General features: G+C 67.5%; 14 protein-coding genes. 9 read left to right on the top strand and 5 right to left on the bottom strand.

The window, feature by feature from the left end:
• The first annotated feature begins 12 nt into the window (after positions 1-12).
• From alr to B9Y97_RS15220, 9 genes are all read left to right on the top strand, one after another.
• Positions 13-1,062: an alanine racemase gene (gene alr, locus B9Y97_RS15260; RefSeq protein ID WP_085527551.1), complete on the top strand. Its 1,050-nt coding sequence runs from the start codon at positions 13-15 to the stop codon at positions 1,060-1,062.
• A 57-nt stretch (positions 1,063-1,119) separates the two neighbouring features.
• Complete coding sequence (locus B9Y97_RS15255) at positions 1,120-1,578, top strand: paraquat-inducible protein A (RefSeq protein ID WP_085527550.1); 459 nt, start codon at positions 1,120-1,122, stop codon at positions 1,576-1,578.
• 4 nt (positions 1,579-1,582) lie between these two features.
• Positions 1,583-2,947 carry a DNA repair protein RadA gene (radA, locus tag B9Y97_RS15250; RefSeq protein WP_085527549.1) on the top strand — a complete coding sequence of 455 codons (1,365 nt, stop codon included), beginning with the start codon at positions 1,583-1,585 and terminating at the stop codon, positions 2,945-2,947.
• A 24-nt stretch (positions 2,948-2,971) separates the two neighbouring features.
• Entirely contained in the window at positions 2,972-3,541 is a 570-nt protein-coding gene (locus B9Y97_RS15245; RefSeq protein WP_085527548.1) for a CvpA family protein, read from the top strand.
• Between the two features lie 48 nt (positions 3,542-3,589).
• Positions 3,590-4,231, top strand: a complete 642-nt coding sequence (locus tag B9Y97_RS15240; RefSeq protein WP_085527547.1) for a class I SAM-dependent methyltransferase — start codon at positions 3,590-3,592, stop codon at positions 4,229-4,231.
• A gap of 89 nt (positions 4,232-4,320) precedes the next feature.
• On the top strand, positions 4,321-5,796 hold the full coding sequence (gene purF, locus B9Y97_RS15235) for an amidophosphoribosyltransferase (protein WP_139828342.1): 1,476 nt from the start codon (positions 4,321-4,323) through the stop codon (positions 5,794-5,796).
• Positions 5,793-6,329 (top strand): DUF2199 domain-containing protein, encoded by a 537-nt coding sequence (locus tag B9Y97_RS15230; RefSeq protein ID WP_085527546.1) that lies wholly within the window; start codon positions 5,793-5,795, stop codon positions 6,327-6,329. Before purF ends, B9Y97_RS15230 begins: the two co-directional genes overlap by 4 nt.
• 63 nt (positions 6,330-6,392) lie before the next feature.
• Entirely contained in the window at positions 6,393-6,686 is a 294-nt protein-coding gene (locus B9Y97_RS15225; RefSeq protein ID WP_085527545.1) for a hypothetical protein, read from the top strand.
• Between the two features lie 117 nt (positions 6,687-6,803).
• Positions 6,804-8,828: an ASKHA domain-containing protein gene (locus tag B9Y97_RS15220; protein ID WP_085527544.1), complete on the top strand. Its 2,025-nt coding sequence runs from the start codon at positions 6,804-6,806 to the stop codon at positions 8,826-8,828.
• On the opposite strand, the gene B9Y97_RS15215 is transcribed toward B9Y97_RS15220, so the two are convergent.
• The 5 genes from B9Y97_RS15215 to B9Y97_RS18195 form a co-directional block, all read right to left on the bottom strand.
• Complete coding sequence (locus B9Y97_RS15215; protein WP_085527543.1) at positions 8,825-9,823, bottom strand: GDP-L-fucose synthase family protein; 999 nt, start codon at positions 9,821-9,823, stop codon at positions 8,825-8,827. The genes B9Y97_RS15220 and B9Y97_RS15215 overlap by 4 nt on opposite strands.
• Positions 9,824-9,830: 7 nt before the next feature.
• Positions 9,831-10,952 (bottom strand): GDP-mannose 4,6-dehydratase, encoded by a 1,122-nt coding sequence (gene gmd / locus B9Y97_RS15210; RefSeq protein ID WP_085527542.1) that lies wholly within the window; start codon positions 10,950-10,952, stop codon positions 9,831-9,833.
• Between the two features lie 63 nt (positions 10,953-11,015).
• Entirely contained in the window at positions 11,016-12,779 is a 1,764-nt protein-coding gene (locus tag B9Y97_RS15205; RefSeq protein WP_085527541.1) for a carbamoyltransferase family protein, read from the bottom strand.
• Complete coding sequence (locus B9Y97_RS15200) at positions 12,776-13,783, bottom strand: sulfotransferase (RefSeq protein WP_085527540.1); 1,008 nt, start codon at positions 13,781-13,783, stop codon at positions 12,776-12,778. Before B9Y97_RS15200 ends, B9Y97_RS15205 begins: the two co-directional genes overlap by 4 nt.
• Positions 13,780-14,559 (bottom strand): glycosyltransferase family 4 protein, encoded by a 780-nt coding sequence (locus B9Y97_RS18195; RefSeq protein ID WP_176224389.1) that lies wholly within the window; start codon positions 14,557-14,559, stop codon positions 13,780-13,782. The genes B9Y97_RS15200 and B9Y97_RS18195 overlap by 4 nt, the downstream gene beginning before the upstream one ends.
• Between the last annotated feature and the right edge of the window lie 335 nt (positions 14,560-14,894).

Here is a 14,894-nt window from a genome sequence, read left to right as displayed (position 1 = left end):
AAACCGGGCCCCATGAGCACTGGACGTTTGACGATTGATCTCGACGCGATCGCCGCCAACTGGCGTGCGCTCGACGCGATGTCTGCCCCCGAGGTTCAGACCGCCGCGGTGGTGAAGGCCGATGGCTACGGGCTGGGCGCGGGCAAGGTGGCGCGCGCGCTGGCCGCCGCCGGGGCGCGGCGCTTCTTCGTGGCGGTGGCGGAAGAGGGCTGGGCGCTGCGCGAGGCGCTCGGACCGGGGCCGGAGATCGGCGTCTTTTCCGGCCACATGCCGGGCGATACCGACATGATCCACGATCTCGGGCTGGTGCCGATGCTCAATTCGATCGAGCAGATGACCCGGCATTTCGAGGCGCTGCCGGGCCATCCGTTCGGGGTTCAGCTCGATACCGGCATGAACCGGCTCGGGATGGAACCCGCGGAGTGGGTGGCGGTGCGCGATCTGGTTCTGAGCCTTGGCCCGCGGCTCCTGATGAGCCACCTCGCCTGCGCCGACGAGCCCGACCACGAGATGAACCGCCGCCAACTCGACGCCTTCATCGAGGTCACCGAAGGCTGCGACGTGCCGCGCTCGCTGGCGGCGACCGGCGGCATCCAGCTCGGCCCGGAATACCACTTCGATCTCACCCGGCCCGGTGTCGGGCTCTATGGCGGCTTGCCGTTCGAGGAGGCGCGCGCGGTGGTGGAGTTGGAGTTGCCGGTGATCCAGGTGCGCGAGATCGCGGCCGGCGAAAGCATCGGCTACGGCAACACCTTCGTGGCCGAGCGGCCAACCCGCGTGGCGACGGTGTCGGGCGGCTATGCCGACGGTCTGTCGCGGCACCTGTCCAATCACGGGGTGCTGTTTCACGAAGACACCCCCTGCCCGATCCTCGGCCGGGTGTCGATGGACCTGATCGGCGTCGAGGTCAGCCACCTGAACGCGGACCCGAAGTTTCTCACCATGCTCGGCCGCCACCAGGGGGTGGACGACATCGCCGAGGCGGCGGGCACGATCGGCTACGAGGTGCTCACCCAGCTCGGCCCCCGCTACGCCCGGCGCTATGCGCGGGGGCGCGAGTGAGGCACAAGGCCGGCAATTCCCCTCGCCCGCGGCACCGCGATGCGCTAACCGGGGGGCATGAACTGGCTCCGGCTTTTCAACCTCGCGCTCGTCGTGCTCTTTCCGGTCTCGTGGTTCGCACCGTTGCTGCGCGCCGGGATCGACCTGCCGTTCTTCGGGCTGGAGGAAATCAGCGTGATCTCGGGGCTGCAGGCGCTGTGGGAAACCGACGTGGCGCTGGCGCTTCTGGTGACCTTCTTCGCGATCTTCGCACCGATGCTCAAGGTGATCGGCCTTGCCCTGATCCAGTTCGGGCTGATGCGGCGGCGGGTGCTGCCGGTGCTGGAACACCTCGGCCGGCTGGCAATGGCCGACGTGTTCCTGATCGCGCTCTACATCGTGGTGCTGAAGGGGGCCGGTTTTGCCCGGGTCGAAACCGGCTGGGGGCTCTATCTGTTCACCGCCTGCGTGCTGGCCTCGATCATACTGGCCTGGGCCACCACGAGGCGGCGGCGGCCACAAGCGCGCGAGGCATGAGCTGATGGCCAAGGCACCCTCCTTCACCTGCCAGGCCTGCGGGGCTTCGCATACCAAGTGGTCGGGCCGCTGCGAGGCTTGCGGCGCGTGGAACAGCATTGTCGAGGAAAAGCCGCTCTCGGCGGGCCCCGCGTCGAAAACGCTGGGCGGTCGGCGCGGCACGCCGGTGATGCTGACCGACCTCGCCACCGAGGAAGCGCCGCCGCCGCGCGCGCGCTCGGGGGTCGAGGAGTTCGACCGGGTGCTGGGCGGCGGGCTGGTGCCCGCAAGCGCCATCCTCGTGGGCGGCGATCCGGGCATCGGCAAATCCACCCTGCTCTTGCAAGCCGCGGCAAGTTTCGCCCGCAAGGGATTGAAATGCATCTATGTTTCCGGCGAGGAAGCAAGCGCGCAGGTGCGCATGCGGGCGGCCCGGCTGGGCCTCACCGACGCCCCCGTGCGGCTCGCCGCCGAAACCAACCTGCGCGATATCCTGACCACGCTTGAGGCCGAGAAACCCGACCTCGCGGTGATCGATTCGATCCAGACGATGTGGGCCGACAACGTCGAGAGCGCGCCCGGCTCGGTGGCGCAGGTGCGCGCCGCTTCGCATGAGTTGACCAGTTTCGCCAAGCGCCACGGCGTGTCGGTGGTGCTGGTCGGCCACGTCACCAAGGACGGCCAGATCGCAGGCCCGCGCGTGGTCGAGCACATGGTCGATACCGTGCTCTATTTCGAGGGCGAGCGCGGCCACCAGTTCCGCATCCTGCGCGCGGTCAAGAACCGCTTCGGCCCGGCCGACGAGATCGGCGTTTTCGAGATGACCGGCGGCGGGCTGGCGGAAGTGGCCAATCCTTCCGCGCTGTTCCTGTCGGAACGCGAAAAACCCGCCCCCGGCTCAGTGGTCTTTGCCGGGATCGAGGGCACCCGCCCGGTGCTGGTGGAGCTGCAGGCCCTCGTGGCCCCCTCGCCGCTGGCCCAGCCGCGCCGCTCGGTGCTGGGCTGGGACGCCGGACGGCTGGCGATGATCCTCGCGGTGCTGGAGGCGCGGGTGGGCATCCCCTTCGCCGGGCTCGATGTCTACCTCAACGTCGCGGGAGGCATGAAGATATCCGAACCGGCCGCCGATCTCGCGGTGGCCGCGGCGCTTCTTTCTGCCCGCGAAGACGTCGGCGTGCCGCCCGAAACCGTGGTTTTCGGTGAAATCTCGCTCTCCGGGGCGCTTCGCCCGGTGTCGCAGGCGGAAAACAGGTTGAAAGAAGCGCAAAAACTTGGTTTCACAACGGCTATTGCCCCGGCAGGCTCGAAATTTGGGGAAGGCTCGGGGATGCGTGTCCGCACGATGGACGATCTGGTGAGCTTCGTCGGCGAGGTTTTCGGCGCGGGGTGAGCGCCTGAGTAGGGAAGCGAACACATGGACGGTTTCACGATTGTCGACGGGATCGTCGCGCTGGTCATCCTGGTCTCGGCCATCCTGGCCTACTCGCGGGGCTTCGTTCGGGAAGGGATGTCGATCGCGGGCTGGGTAATCGCGGCGGTTGTGGCCTACATGTTCGCTCCCCGGGCAGTGCCGCTGATCCGCGAAATCCCGGTGTTGCGCGATTTCATCGCCGATAGCTGCGAGTTGTCGGTGATCGCCGCCTTCGCCGGCGTTCTGGCGCTCGCGCTGGTGGTGGTGTCGATCTTCACACCGCTGTTTTCCTCGGCAATCCAGCGCTCGGCGCTCGGCGGCGTCGACCAGGCTCTCGGCTTCGTCTTCGGCGTGCTGCGCGGCCTGCTGCTGGTGGCCATCGCGCTGGTGATCTACGACCGGGTCATCGTGACCGAGAGCATCGCCATGGTCGACGATTCGCGCACCGCCAAGGTGTTTGCCCGCACCTCCGGCAAGATCGATGAACAGATCCCCGACGATGCGCCGGGCTGGATCGTGGAACGCTACGAGACGCTGGTATCGTCCTGCACGGCTTCCGGCCCCGACAACTGATCTTGACCTGAAGGCATCGGCTGCGCAGGCTTTCGGGCGGAGAGTGTGATGACCAATCCCGCCCGGTTCTGGGACCGTATTTCCGCAAGATACGCGCGCCAGCCTCCGGCCGACGAGGCGAGCTATGCCCGCAAGCTGGCGCAAACCCGGGCGCGGCTCCAACCCGACTGGGAATTGCTCGAAATCGGCTGTGGCACAGGCACTACCGCGATTGCGCATGCGCCCCACGTCAAACGGGTGCGCGCCGTCGATTTCTCCGAAAAGATGCTGGCGCATGGCCGCGAAAGGGCTGCGCGCGAGGCTGTGGAGAACGTGGTTTTCGACTGCGCGGCGCTCGACGAGATCGACACCTCGCGGCCCTGGGACGCGGTGCTGATGCTGTCGCTTCTGCACCTGATCCCGGATTGGCGCGGCGCGCTCGACAGGGCCTGGGCGCTGACCCGGCCGGGCGGGATCTTCGTCTCCTCCACCGCCTGCATGGCAACGATGTCGCTGCCGCTGCGGATGGTTCTGCCTCTGCTGGCAAGGCTCGGTCTCGCACCCCGGCTCAGCAGCTTCAGCCCCGACGAGCTTGCCGCGGCCATCGCCGCGCGCGGCTTCGAGATCGAGGAGCGCTGGCAACCCGGCCCGCGCGACGCGGTGTTCATCATCGCGCGCAGACCGACCGAACGGGTGGTGCGAGAGTCATAAAACTGTTACGGCGGCACCGCGGGTGCGTGACACTCCGGCAACGACGCCTTATGAGAGGGCAACCCGCGATCACAGGATTCGGAGCCGCCATGACTTCCTGCGCCGCTTTGCCGCCCGCCCATCCTTTCGACGACGACAAGCTCAGGGAGGAATGCGGTGTCTTCGGCGTGGTTGGCGTGACGGATGCCGCCAATTTCGTCGCCCTCGGCATGCATGCGCTGCAACATCGCGGGCAGGAAGCGGGCGGGATCATCACCTTCGCACCGGAATCCGGCTTCCAGTCGGCACACCGCTTCGGGCTGGTGCGCGACAACTTCACCCGCGCCAGCCTGATGGAAACCCTGCCCGGCACCATCGGCATCGGCCACGTGCGCTATTCCACCGCCGGCTCCAAGGGGGCCACGGCGATTCGCGACGTGCAGCCGTTCTTCGGCGAGTTCGCCATGGGCGGGGCCGCGATCGCACATAACGGCAACATCACCAACGCCGAGGCGATCCGCCGCGAGCTGATCGAACGCGGGTCGATCTTCCAGTCCTCCTCCGACAGCGAATGCATCATCCACCTGATGGCGCGCTCGATCCAGAAGAACATCCCCGAGCGGATGAAAGACGCGCTGCGCCGGATCGAGGGCGCGTTTTCCGTCGTCGCGATGACCCGCACCAAGCTGATCGGGGTGCGCGATGCGCTCGGGGTGCGGCCACTGGTTCTGGGGCGCGTCGGCGATGGCTGGGTGCTGTCGTCGGAGACCTGCGCGCTCGACATCATCGGCGCGGAATTCGTGCGCGAGGTCGAGCCTGGCGAAATGGTGGTGATCTCCGCCGACGGGGGGGTTCAGAGCTACCACCCCTTCGAGCGGCTGAAACCGCGCTTCTGCATCTTCGAACACGTCTATTTCTCGCGCCCCGATTCGATCCTCGGCGGCCGCTCGGTTTATGAAACCCGCCGCCAGATCGGTGTGGAACTGGCGCGCGAGGCCCCGGTGGACGCCGATCTGGTCTGCCCGGTGCCCGACAGCGGCACCCCCGCCGCGATCGGCTATGCCGCCGAAAGCGGCATTCCCTTCGGCCTCGGCATCACCCGCAACCAGTACATGGGCCGCACCTTCATCGAGCCCACCGAGCAGATCCGCAACATGGGCGTGCGGCTCAAGCTCAACGTCAACCGCGCGCTGATCGAGGGCAAGCGGGTGATCCTCGTCGACGACAGCGTGGTGCGCGGCACCACCAGCCAGAAGATCCGCGAGATGATCCTCGACGCCGGTGCCAGGGAAGTGCATTTCCGCATCGCGTCGCCGCCCACCGCGTGGCCCTGTTTCTACGGCGTCGACACCCCCGAACGCGGCAAGCTTCTCGCCGCCACCATGAGCGAGGACGAGATGTGCGCCCATCTCGATGTCGACAGTCTCAGGTTCATCTCGCTCGACGGGCTCTACCGCGCCGTCGGCGAGGCGAAGGGCCGCAATCAGAACCAGCCGCAATACTGCGACGCCTGTTTCTCCGGCGAATACCCCGTCGCCCCCTCCGACATGATCGCCAAGGGGTTCGCGGTAAAGGCCGCCGAATGACCGACACCGACCTGCAGGACGATCCGCGCTGGCAGAAGCTCGCGGCGCGCGGCGGGCTCATCACCCTGCCCTTCGACGCCCCCGATGGCTGGCCGCACGGGCCGTTGCCGAAGGGAGAAAAGGCTCTGGAGGTTGGCGATGACCGGCTTTCGCCGACCTATTGCACGATGCAGGGCCACCGCTTCCTGCGCGCGCTCCTGCTGCTGCCGATCACCGGCGCGCGCACCGTCTTCGGCTTCGAGACATGGGCCAGCGTGAGCGAGGAAAGCTGGCAGGGCTGGCTTTCGGCGCGGGCGGATGGCAGGCCCTTCGCCGGCTGTTTCGCCTGGGCCGCGAATGCGCTGCCGGGCTTCGCGCCCGGTGAGCCGGTGGCCTGCAACCTTGTGCCCGGCCCGCCGGGCGAGCTTGCGCGCCTGCAACCGCACCCGGGCAATGCGCTCTACGCGGCGCAGCGCGAGGGGATCTCGCCGGCACGGCTTGCCGAGATCCACGCCGCCGCCGGGGCCGACTTCGCCGCGCTGCTCGATGCTTAAACCCGCCTTAACCCTCCCCGTGCCATGCTTCCCGGGTTCCAGAAGGACTTGGAAGGATCAGGCATGGAAACTGCGGCTCATGGCGGCGCACCCAACGCATTTGTTGCCGAAAACGCCACCCGGCGCGGGGTTATTCCGCTCGATGAGGTGGCGCTGCTCGGGGTTGCCGGGCCGGACGACGCGATGCGCGCGATCATCCGGATGTCGGACGGCGATATCATCACCGGCACGCTCGGAGACCGCATCGCGTTGGGCGAACTGGTGGAGATCTCGCCCGCCGGCGTGGTGATCGACCTGGCGAACGGGTTTGCCACCTTCCTGCGGCCCTATCCCTGGGGCCAGTCGCCGCCGGGCTGAAAGGATCACGAAGTCGTCAGGGCGCGCGCAATGTCGAGACCGCGCCGCGCCATGTCGCCCCCGGGCGCTTGCCTCTCTGCCCCCGCCCGCTACAAAGGCGGGCAAGGAGACATGCCCATGGCCGATACCGACCCCCTGGTGATCTTCATGCCCTCGGGCAAACGCGGCCGCGTTGCCGCGGGCACGCCGGTGCTCACCGCCGCGCGGCAGTTGGGGGTTGACCTCGATTCGGTCTGCGGCGGGCGCGGGATCTGCTCGAAATGCCAGGTCACGCCGTCCTACGGGTCGCATGCCAAGCATGGCATCACCGTGGCCGAGGATGCGCTCAGCCCGGTCAACGCCGTCGAGGAACGCTATGACCGTGTGCGCGGGCTGAAACCGGGCCGCCGCCTCGGCTGCCAGGCCCAGATCGTGGCCGACGTGGTGATCGACGTGCCGCCCGAGAGCCAGGTCCACAAACAGGTCGTGCGCAAGCGCGCCGAGGCCCGCGACATCGTGCTCGATCCGGCGATCCGGCTGCATTACGTCGAGGTGCCCGAGCCCGACATGCACGCCCCCGAAGGCGATCTCGAACGCCTGCTTTCAGCGCTCAAGTCCGAGATGGGGCTGGAGACGCTCGGCTTCGACCGTCACCTGCTCCCGGCCCTGCAAAAGACGCTGCGGGCGGGCAAATGGGCGGTCACCGCCGCGGTGCATCGCCACGGCCCGCCGCAGGTGATCGCGCTCTGGCCGGAGTTTCATGACAAGGCGCACGGGATCGCCGTCGATATCGGCTCCACCACCATCGCAGGGCACCTGACCGATCTGGCCAGCGGCGAGGTGCTGGCCTCGTCGGGCCTGATGAACCCGCAGATCCGCTTTGGCGAAGACGTGATGAGCCGGGTCAGCCACGCGATGATGAACCCCGGCGGCGCGGATGAACTCACCAATGCCGTGCGCGAGGGGCTGAACGCGCTGATCGACGCGCTGATCGAGGAAGCCGGGATCGGCCGCGACACCCTGCTCGACAGCGCCTTCGTGATGAACCCGGTGATGCATCACCTGTTCCTCGGGCTCGATCCTTACGAACTGGGCCAAGCGCCTTTCGCGCTCGCCACCGGCGCGGCGCAATCCTTGCGCGCCGCCGATCTCGGGCTCGATCTCGCGCCCGGGGCGCGGGCCTACGTGCTGCCGCTGATCGCGGGGCATGTCGGGGCCGATGCCGCCGCCGTGGCGCTCTCGGAGCAGCCGCACAAGTCGGACGATCTCGTGCTGGTGGTCGATGTTGGGACCAACGCCGAGATCCTGCTCGGGGACCGCACGGGCGTGCAGGCCTGTTCCTCGCCCACCGGCCCGGCCTTCGAGGGGGCGCAGATCAGCGCGGGCCAGCGCGCGGCACCGGGCGCGATCGAGCGGGTCGAGATCGACCCGGTGACGAAGGAGCCGCGGTTCCGGGTGATCGGCAGCGATCTGTGGTCGGATGATCCGGCCTTTGCCGAGGCGATCGCGGGCACCGGGCTCACCGGCATCTGCGGCTCGGGCATCATCGAGGTGATGGCCGAGATGCGCATGGCCGGGATCGTCGATGCCAAGGGGCTGATTGGCACGGCGGAGGAAACCGGCACGACCCGCTGCATCGCCGACGGCCGCACCCAGGCTTACGTGCTCTGGAACGGCGACGAGACCCACCCACGCATCACCGTCACCAACCACGACATCCGCGCGATCCAGATGGCCAAGGCCGCGCTCTACGCCGGCGCGCGGCTCTTGATGGACAAGCGCGACGTCGACAAGGTTGATCGCGTGGTGCTCGCCGGTGCCTTCGGCGCGCATATCTCGGCCAAGCACGCGATGGTGCTCGGGATGATCCCCGATGTGCCGCTCGACAAGGTGACCTCGGCCGGCAACGCCGCCGGCACCGGTGCGCGGATCGCGCTGCTCAATGTCGGCGCGCGGGCCGAGATCGAGGCCGTGGTCCGCGAGATCGAGAAGATCGAAACCGCGGTGGAGCCGCGCTTCCAGGAGCATTTCGTCGCCGCCACGGCGATGCCGAACGCCACCGACCCCTTCCCGCTGCTGCGCGCGGCGGTGCCCTTGCCCGAGCCGGCGTTCACCGGCGGCGGCGAGTCCGGCGGCGGGCGCAGGCGGCGGCGGCGCGGCTAGAACCGGGCGCAGGCATCGTTGATCGGCCCAGGGTTCTCCTCCGAACCGGCCTCACCCCGGCCCTGTGCCAGGAACCAGGCGTAGGTCTGGGCAATGCCCGCTTCCAGCGGGATCGAGGGCCGCCAGCCGAGGCCGGACAACCGGCGGGTATCGAGCCGTTTGCGGGGGGTGCCATCGGGGCGGGTGCGATCGAAAACGATCCGGCCCGAAAACCCCGTCACCTTCGCGACAAGCTGCGCCAATGCGCCGATCGAGACTTCTTCCCCCGAGCCGATATTGAAATGGCTGGCCCCGGGTGCGCGGGCGCGCGCATAGGTCTCGTCGTCGAGATCAAGCAGGAACAGCGTGGCGTCGGCCATGTCGTCGACATGCAGAAACTCCCGCAGCGGCGCACCGGAGCCCCAGACCACCACCTCGCGGGCACCCGCGCGCACCGCGTCGTGGAACCGGCGGATCAGGGCCGGCACGACGTGGCCGGCTTCGGTATCGAAGGTGTCGCCCGGGCCGTAGAGGTTGGTGGGCATGACGGTGCGAAAGGCGGTTGCGTGCTGGCGGTTGTAGCTCTCGCACATCGTGAGCCCGGCGATTTTGGCCACCGCGTAGGGCGCGTTTGTGGGTTCAAGCGGGCCGGAAAGCAGATCCTCTTCCGGGACCGGCTGGCGGGCGAGTCGCGGGTAGATGCAGGACGAGCCGAGAAACATCAGCCGCCTGACCCCTGCGGCATGCGCCTCGTGCACGACGTTCACCGCCATCGCGAGGTTCTGGTGGATGAAATCCGCCGGAAAGGCCGCGTTGGCACCGATGCCGCCAACCTTGGCCGCCGCATGGATGACGAGGTCGGGCTGTTCCGCCCGGAAAAAGGCGCGCACGGCGGCCTGGTCGGTCAGATCGAGCGCGGCCCGGCTACGTGTGACACATGGTTGCCCGCGGGCACGGAGCTTGCGCAGGAGCGCGCTGCCAACCAGACCGGCATGCCCGGAAACGAAGGTCTTCATCGCGGTCTCATTGTCTGCAGGCAATCGGCTGTTCGAAGCCATGGGATTTCAACAGGGCCGTTTGCCGCGCCACTTCGAGATCTGCCGCAACCATTTCGGCGCAGAGGTCGCGCGCCGAGATTCGCGGCTCCCAGCCGAGCTTCCGGCGTGCCTTGCCGGCGTCCCCGAGCAGCGTTTCAACTTCAGCGGGGCGGAAATAGCGCGGGTCGATGCGGATGATCGTCTGTCCCGGACGAACCGCCGGTGCCGCGTCGCCCGCGACCGCTTCGACAATGCCGCGCTCCTGCAACCCGGCTCCGTCGAAACGCAGCGTGATCCCCAGTTCCGCCGCCGACCAGGTGATGAAATCGCGCACCGAATGCTGCGTGCCGGTGGCGATCACGTAGTCCTCCGGGTTTTTCTGCTGCAACATCAACCATTGCATCCGCACGTAATCCTTCGCGTGCCCCCAGTCGCGCCGCGCGTCGATGTTGCCCATGTAGAGGCAATCCTCCAGCCCTTGCGCGATGTTGGCCAGCCCGCGGGTTATCTTGCGGGTGACGAAGGTTTCGCCCCGCCGCGGGCTCTCGTGGTTGAACAGGATGCCGTTGCAGGCATACATCCCGTAAGCCTCGCGGTAGTTCACGGTGATCCAGTAGGCATAGAGCTTCGCGACGCCGTAGGGGCTGCGCGGGTGAAACGGCGTTTGCTCTGTTTGCGGGCTCGCTTGCACCAGACCATACAACTCCGAACTCGACGCCTGGTAGAACCGTGTCTTGTATTCGAGGCCGAGAATGCGGATCGCCTCCAGCAGCCGCAGGGTGCCGAGGGCATCGACATCGGCGGTGTATTCCGGTGCCTCGAAGCTCACCGCGACATGGCTCTGGGCGCCGAGGTTATAAACCTCGTCCGGTGCCACCTCGCGCAGGATGCGGGTGAGGTTCGAGGTGTCGCCAAGATCGCCGTAATGCAGGATGAGAGCTGGGTTTTGGGCCTGCGGGTGCTGGTAGATATGGTCGATCCGCTGGCTGTTGAACGACGAGGCGCGGCGCATGATCCCGTGCACCTCGTAACCCTTTTCAAGAAGGAATTCGGCCAGATACGACCCGTCTTGCCCGGTGATCCCGGTGATGAGCGCGCGTTTCGTCAACGGTTGGGGCCTCCCGCATGAGTTGTGTCGTGCCGTCGCAATTGCCGTTACGCAACCCGACGACTACCGCCGACCACCATATTCGGGTTTCACCAACACATGGTTACCGAGCACCAGAACATCCATCTCGGTGCGGGCGTAGACCGAGATCGCCTGTTCGGGGGTATCGACGATCGGCTCGTTCTCGTTGAAGCTGGTGTTGAGCACGATGCCATACCCCGTGCGCGCCTTGATGGCGCTGATCAGCTTGTAGTAGAGCGGGTTGTTCGCGGCATCGACGCTTTGCAACCGCCCGGTGCCATCGACATGGGTGACCGCGGGGAAGCGCTTGCGCCATTTCGGCTTGAATTTCACCACGTGCATCATGAACGGGCTTTCGATGTCCTGTTCGAAGAACCGGCCCACCTCCTCGCGCAGCACCGAGGGCGCGAAGGGCCGGAACGATTCACGCTTCTTGATCTTGCGGTTGATGGTGGCCTTCATGTCGGCGATCGCCGGGTTGGCCAGGATCGAGCGGTTGCCGAGCGCGCGCGGCCCCCATTCCGCGCGCCCCTGGTACCACCCCACCACGGCCCCCTCGGCGATGTAATCGGCGGCGAGCGCAACCAGCTCGGCCTCGCTGCGGCAGGTATGATACCTCAGCCCCGCCGCCTCGATCGCCTGGCGGATGCGCCAGTCTGGATATTCGGGGCCCCAGAAGGCGTGGGTCATCTCGAACCGCGCCTCGCGCCCCATCCCCATGTGCCAGCAATGATAGGCGGCCCCGATGGCGGTGCCATCGTCGGAGGCGGCTGCCTGAAGATACATCTGGTCGACAGGGAAATCGCGCAGGATGCGCGCGTTCATCACCCCGTTCAGAGCACTTCCCCCTGCCATCGCGAGGCGGGTCAAGGGCACCCGGGTGCCGATATCGCGCAAGACCTGCGTTGCCGCCGCCTCGAAACGCGTCTGCGTCGAGCGCGCGATATCCATTTCGCGCTGGCCAATCGGCTGGGACCGGGTGCGTGGGGACCCAAGCAGGTCGACCAGCTTGTCGGAATAGATCCGTCCCAGACGCATCTCGCCGCCCACCTCGAAACGCGCGTCGCGAAACCCGCGCGCGATGTCGAAATAGGCCGGGTTCAGACGGAACCAGCGAGTCGCATCCAGCCCGAGAAGCCTTGAAAGTGCCGCGTCGAAGCGGTCTTCGCCATAGGGCGCGAGGCCCATGACCTTGTATTCCTCGCCGAAGCGGTCGAAGCCGATGAACTGGCACATCGCGGTGTAGAAATGGCCAAGACTGTCGGGCAGCCGGCGTCGTTTGAGCACGTCGATCCGCGGCCCCTCGCAGCGCGCCGCCATCGCACTGGCAAAATCGCCCGAGCCATCATAGGAAAACCCGGCGGTGAGCGCCTCGAACGGCGACAGGTAGTAGGCGCTGGCAATATGCGCCAGGTGATGCTCGACCGCGTGCAGCTTGTATCGAACCTTTTGCGGATCTTCGCCGCAGATTTCGGCGAGATTTCCGAGCGAGGCCTGCATGGACTTCTTTCGGGTCAGGTGGCGCGCGGCGGCCCCGAGCGCAAGTGACGGGTTGCGCAGGAGGTGCGCGGTCTTGGCAGCAAGGTTCGCGCCGGGATTTCGCGCGATGGCGACATGAGTGACATCGCGCAGCCGCAAACCCGCATCCTGCAACACCCAGCGGATCGCGTTCTGGGGAAACTCCATCGTGTGTTTGCGCCGCGCGCCAAGCCGTTCCTCCGCCACCGCGCCGACAAGCTTTCCATCGACAACAAGGCAGGCCGAAGCATCGGGGTGAAAGGCATTGAGCCCGAGAATGGCGGTCATGATGCTGTCCTTTCGTTTTGCGAGGAGGGAAATGCGGCCGCGGTCGCGGCCTGGCCGGGCGGCACGGTTGCCGGCGGCGCGCCGGGCGCGAAGAACCGCGCCAATTCGTCGGGCGTGAAACCCACCGCCCTGGCCGCCGCCTGCCAGCGTGGATCGCCGGGCCGGTAGCCGGGCGAAGCGGGGTGCAGAGCGCTGCAATCCACGCCATGCGGTGCCCGCCCGGCCAACCGGTAGATCGCCGCCAGCCACGGCGCGGGCGACCGGCAGAATGCCTCGAAAGACAGCGAGAGGAAGCGCTCGCCGGCATGGTGCCGCCCGTCACGCTCCAACTGCCGATAGCTTGCAAGCCAGATCGCCAGCAGCTTGTGGATGGCGGGCGCGCGCGGCGCGGGCGGCACGACAGCCTCGGCGCGCAGCCACGCTTCGGTGCGTGCCCGCAGCGGCGGGCGCCAATGCGCTTCCATCCCCCAGCTGTCATAGCGAAACCAGCGCCGGAAAAAGCCGAGCCGGTGGAGGTGGCGGCGCATGAACCCCGGGTTTTGCGAGGCGATCATGTGAGACGAGGCAAACGCCACCGGGTGACGATGGAGGTGGATGACCACCGGCCGGTCAAGCACCGCGCAGATCCCCTCGAGCTTGCCGAACGCCCGGGTTTCGTCGATCACCACCGGCCCCCGTTCCGAGAGAAATGCGAGATAATCCGCCTGCGCCGGGGTCATCGCCTCGAAAAACTCCCCGGCGCGATCCACCGGCGCGAAGCGCGCCGCCCATGTTGCGGGATCGTGCGCTTGCAGGGCGATGAACTCGTCCCACGTGCGCTTGGCATTGTTGGCCGGCAACCGGCGCAGCAAGGGGTTGAACGGTTCGTCATAGCAAACATGGCGCGGGTCCTGCCTGAGCAGCCGCCAAAGCGCGGTGGTGCCGGAACGCCGCAGCGCGAGCACGACGATGTCGCGGCCAGGCACCGCTTCGCCCCCCGGTCCCGGTCTGGTCCAAACGCTCATCGCAGCGGACTCCGGGCGCAAAGCGTTTCGGTCAGATCGCGGGCGTAGCGCGCGAAGGATGCCCTTTCCCGCGCCGCGCGTGCCCCGGCCGCGTGGCGGCGCAGCAGCGCCGGGTCATCGACATAGGCCGACAGTGCCTCCACCAACGCCGCCGCCGAGGCCGGCGCGACGATCCGGCCTTCGACATCGTCGGTTACAATCGACCCGGCATTCGGCGTCGCCACCACGGGGAGCCTTCGGGCGAGGGCTTCGTAGGTCACGGTCGCGGAGCCTTCGACCAGCGACGGCAGGACGAAGGCATCGGCCCAGTCGAAGTGCCGCGCCATATCCTGCCTCGGAACCTGACCGAGAAATCGCGCCGTGGCGGCATACCGCGTCACGATCTCCGGCTTGAGGCCAACCCCTCCTGCCACCCGCAGCTCGACCGCGCGCGGGCCAAGCCGATCGACCGCGCGCAAGAGGTGATGAATGCCCTTGCGCAGATCGCTCGCGCCGGCAAACAGCAGCCGCAACGGGCGATCGCCAGCATAATCCGGCATGCGCGCGGGGCAGGCTGGAATGTCGATCCCGTAGGGGATCACGGCGATCCGGGACGGCGAAACCCCGCAGGCAACCAGCGATTGGCCAACGAAATCGGACCCGGCAAGGATCAGGTCTGCCAATTCCCACTCGCGCTGCGATCGCGCGAAGGAGGCAAGGTCGATGATCGGCAACCCGGTTGGCCGATACCAATGCGCCCATTCGGCGATCTCACCTGCCAGAAGCCGCGCCGCCACCGGGCGGGCAAGCACGCTTTGTTCGAGGATGCGGCCGTTGCCACGGGCGCTGGCGCGTTCAAAACATTCGAGCGCGGCCTCGTGAAAGGCGAGGACCCCCCCCCTTCGCGGGGCGGATCGCGCTCGATCAAAGCGGCAAGTTGGCGTGCGCCCAGGTGCTTTGCCGCGCGCCAATCCGCCTTGTCGCGGGCGCGCTTTCGCCGTGCATGGACGATGAGCGCGGTGCCGGGCGCTTGCACGATGGTTGCGCCGCTCAGGTCCGGGTGGTAGCGGCCCAGCGCCGGTCGCAACCGCGCGCCCATGCCCGGCAACCCAGCCAGGCGGGCAAGCCCCCG

Source organism: Maritimibacter sp. HL-12, from assembly GCF_900177545.1.
Classification (GTDB): Bacteria; Pseudomonadota; Alphaproteobacteria; order Rhodobacterales; family Rhodobacteraceae; genus Sinisalibacter.
This window is presented reverse-complemented; position numbering and strand designations above follow the sequence as displayed.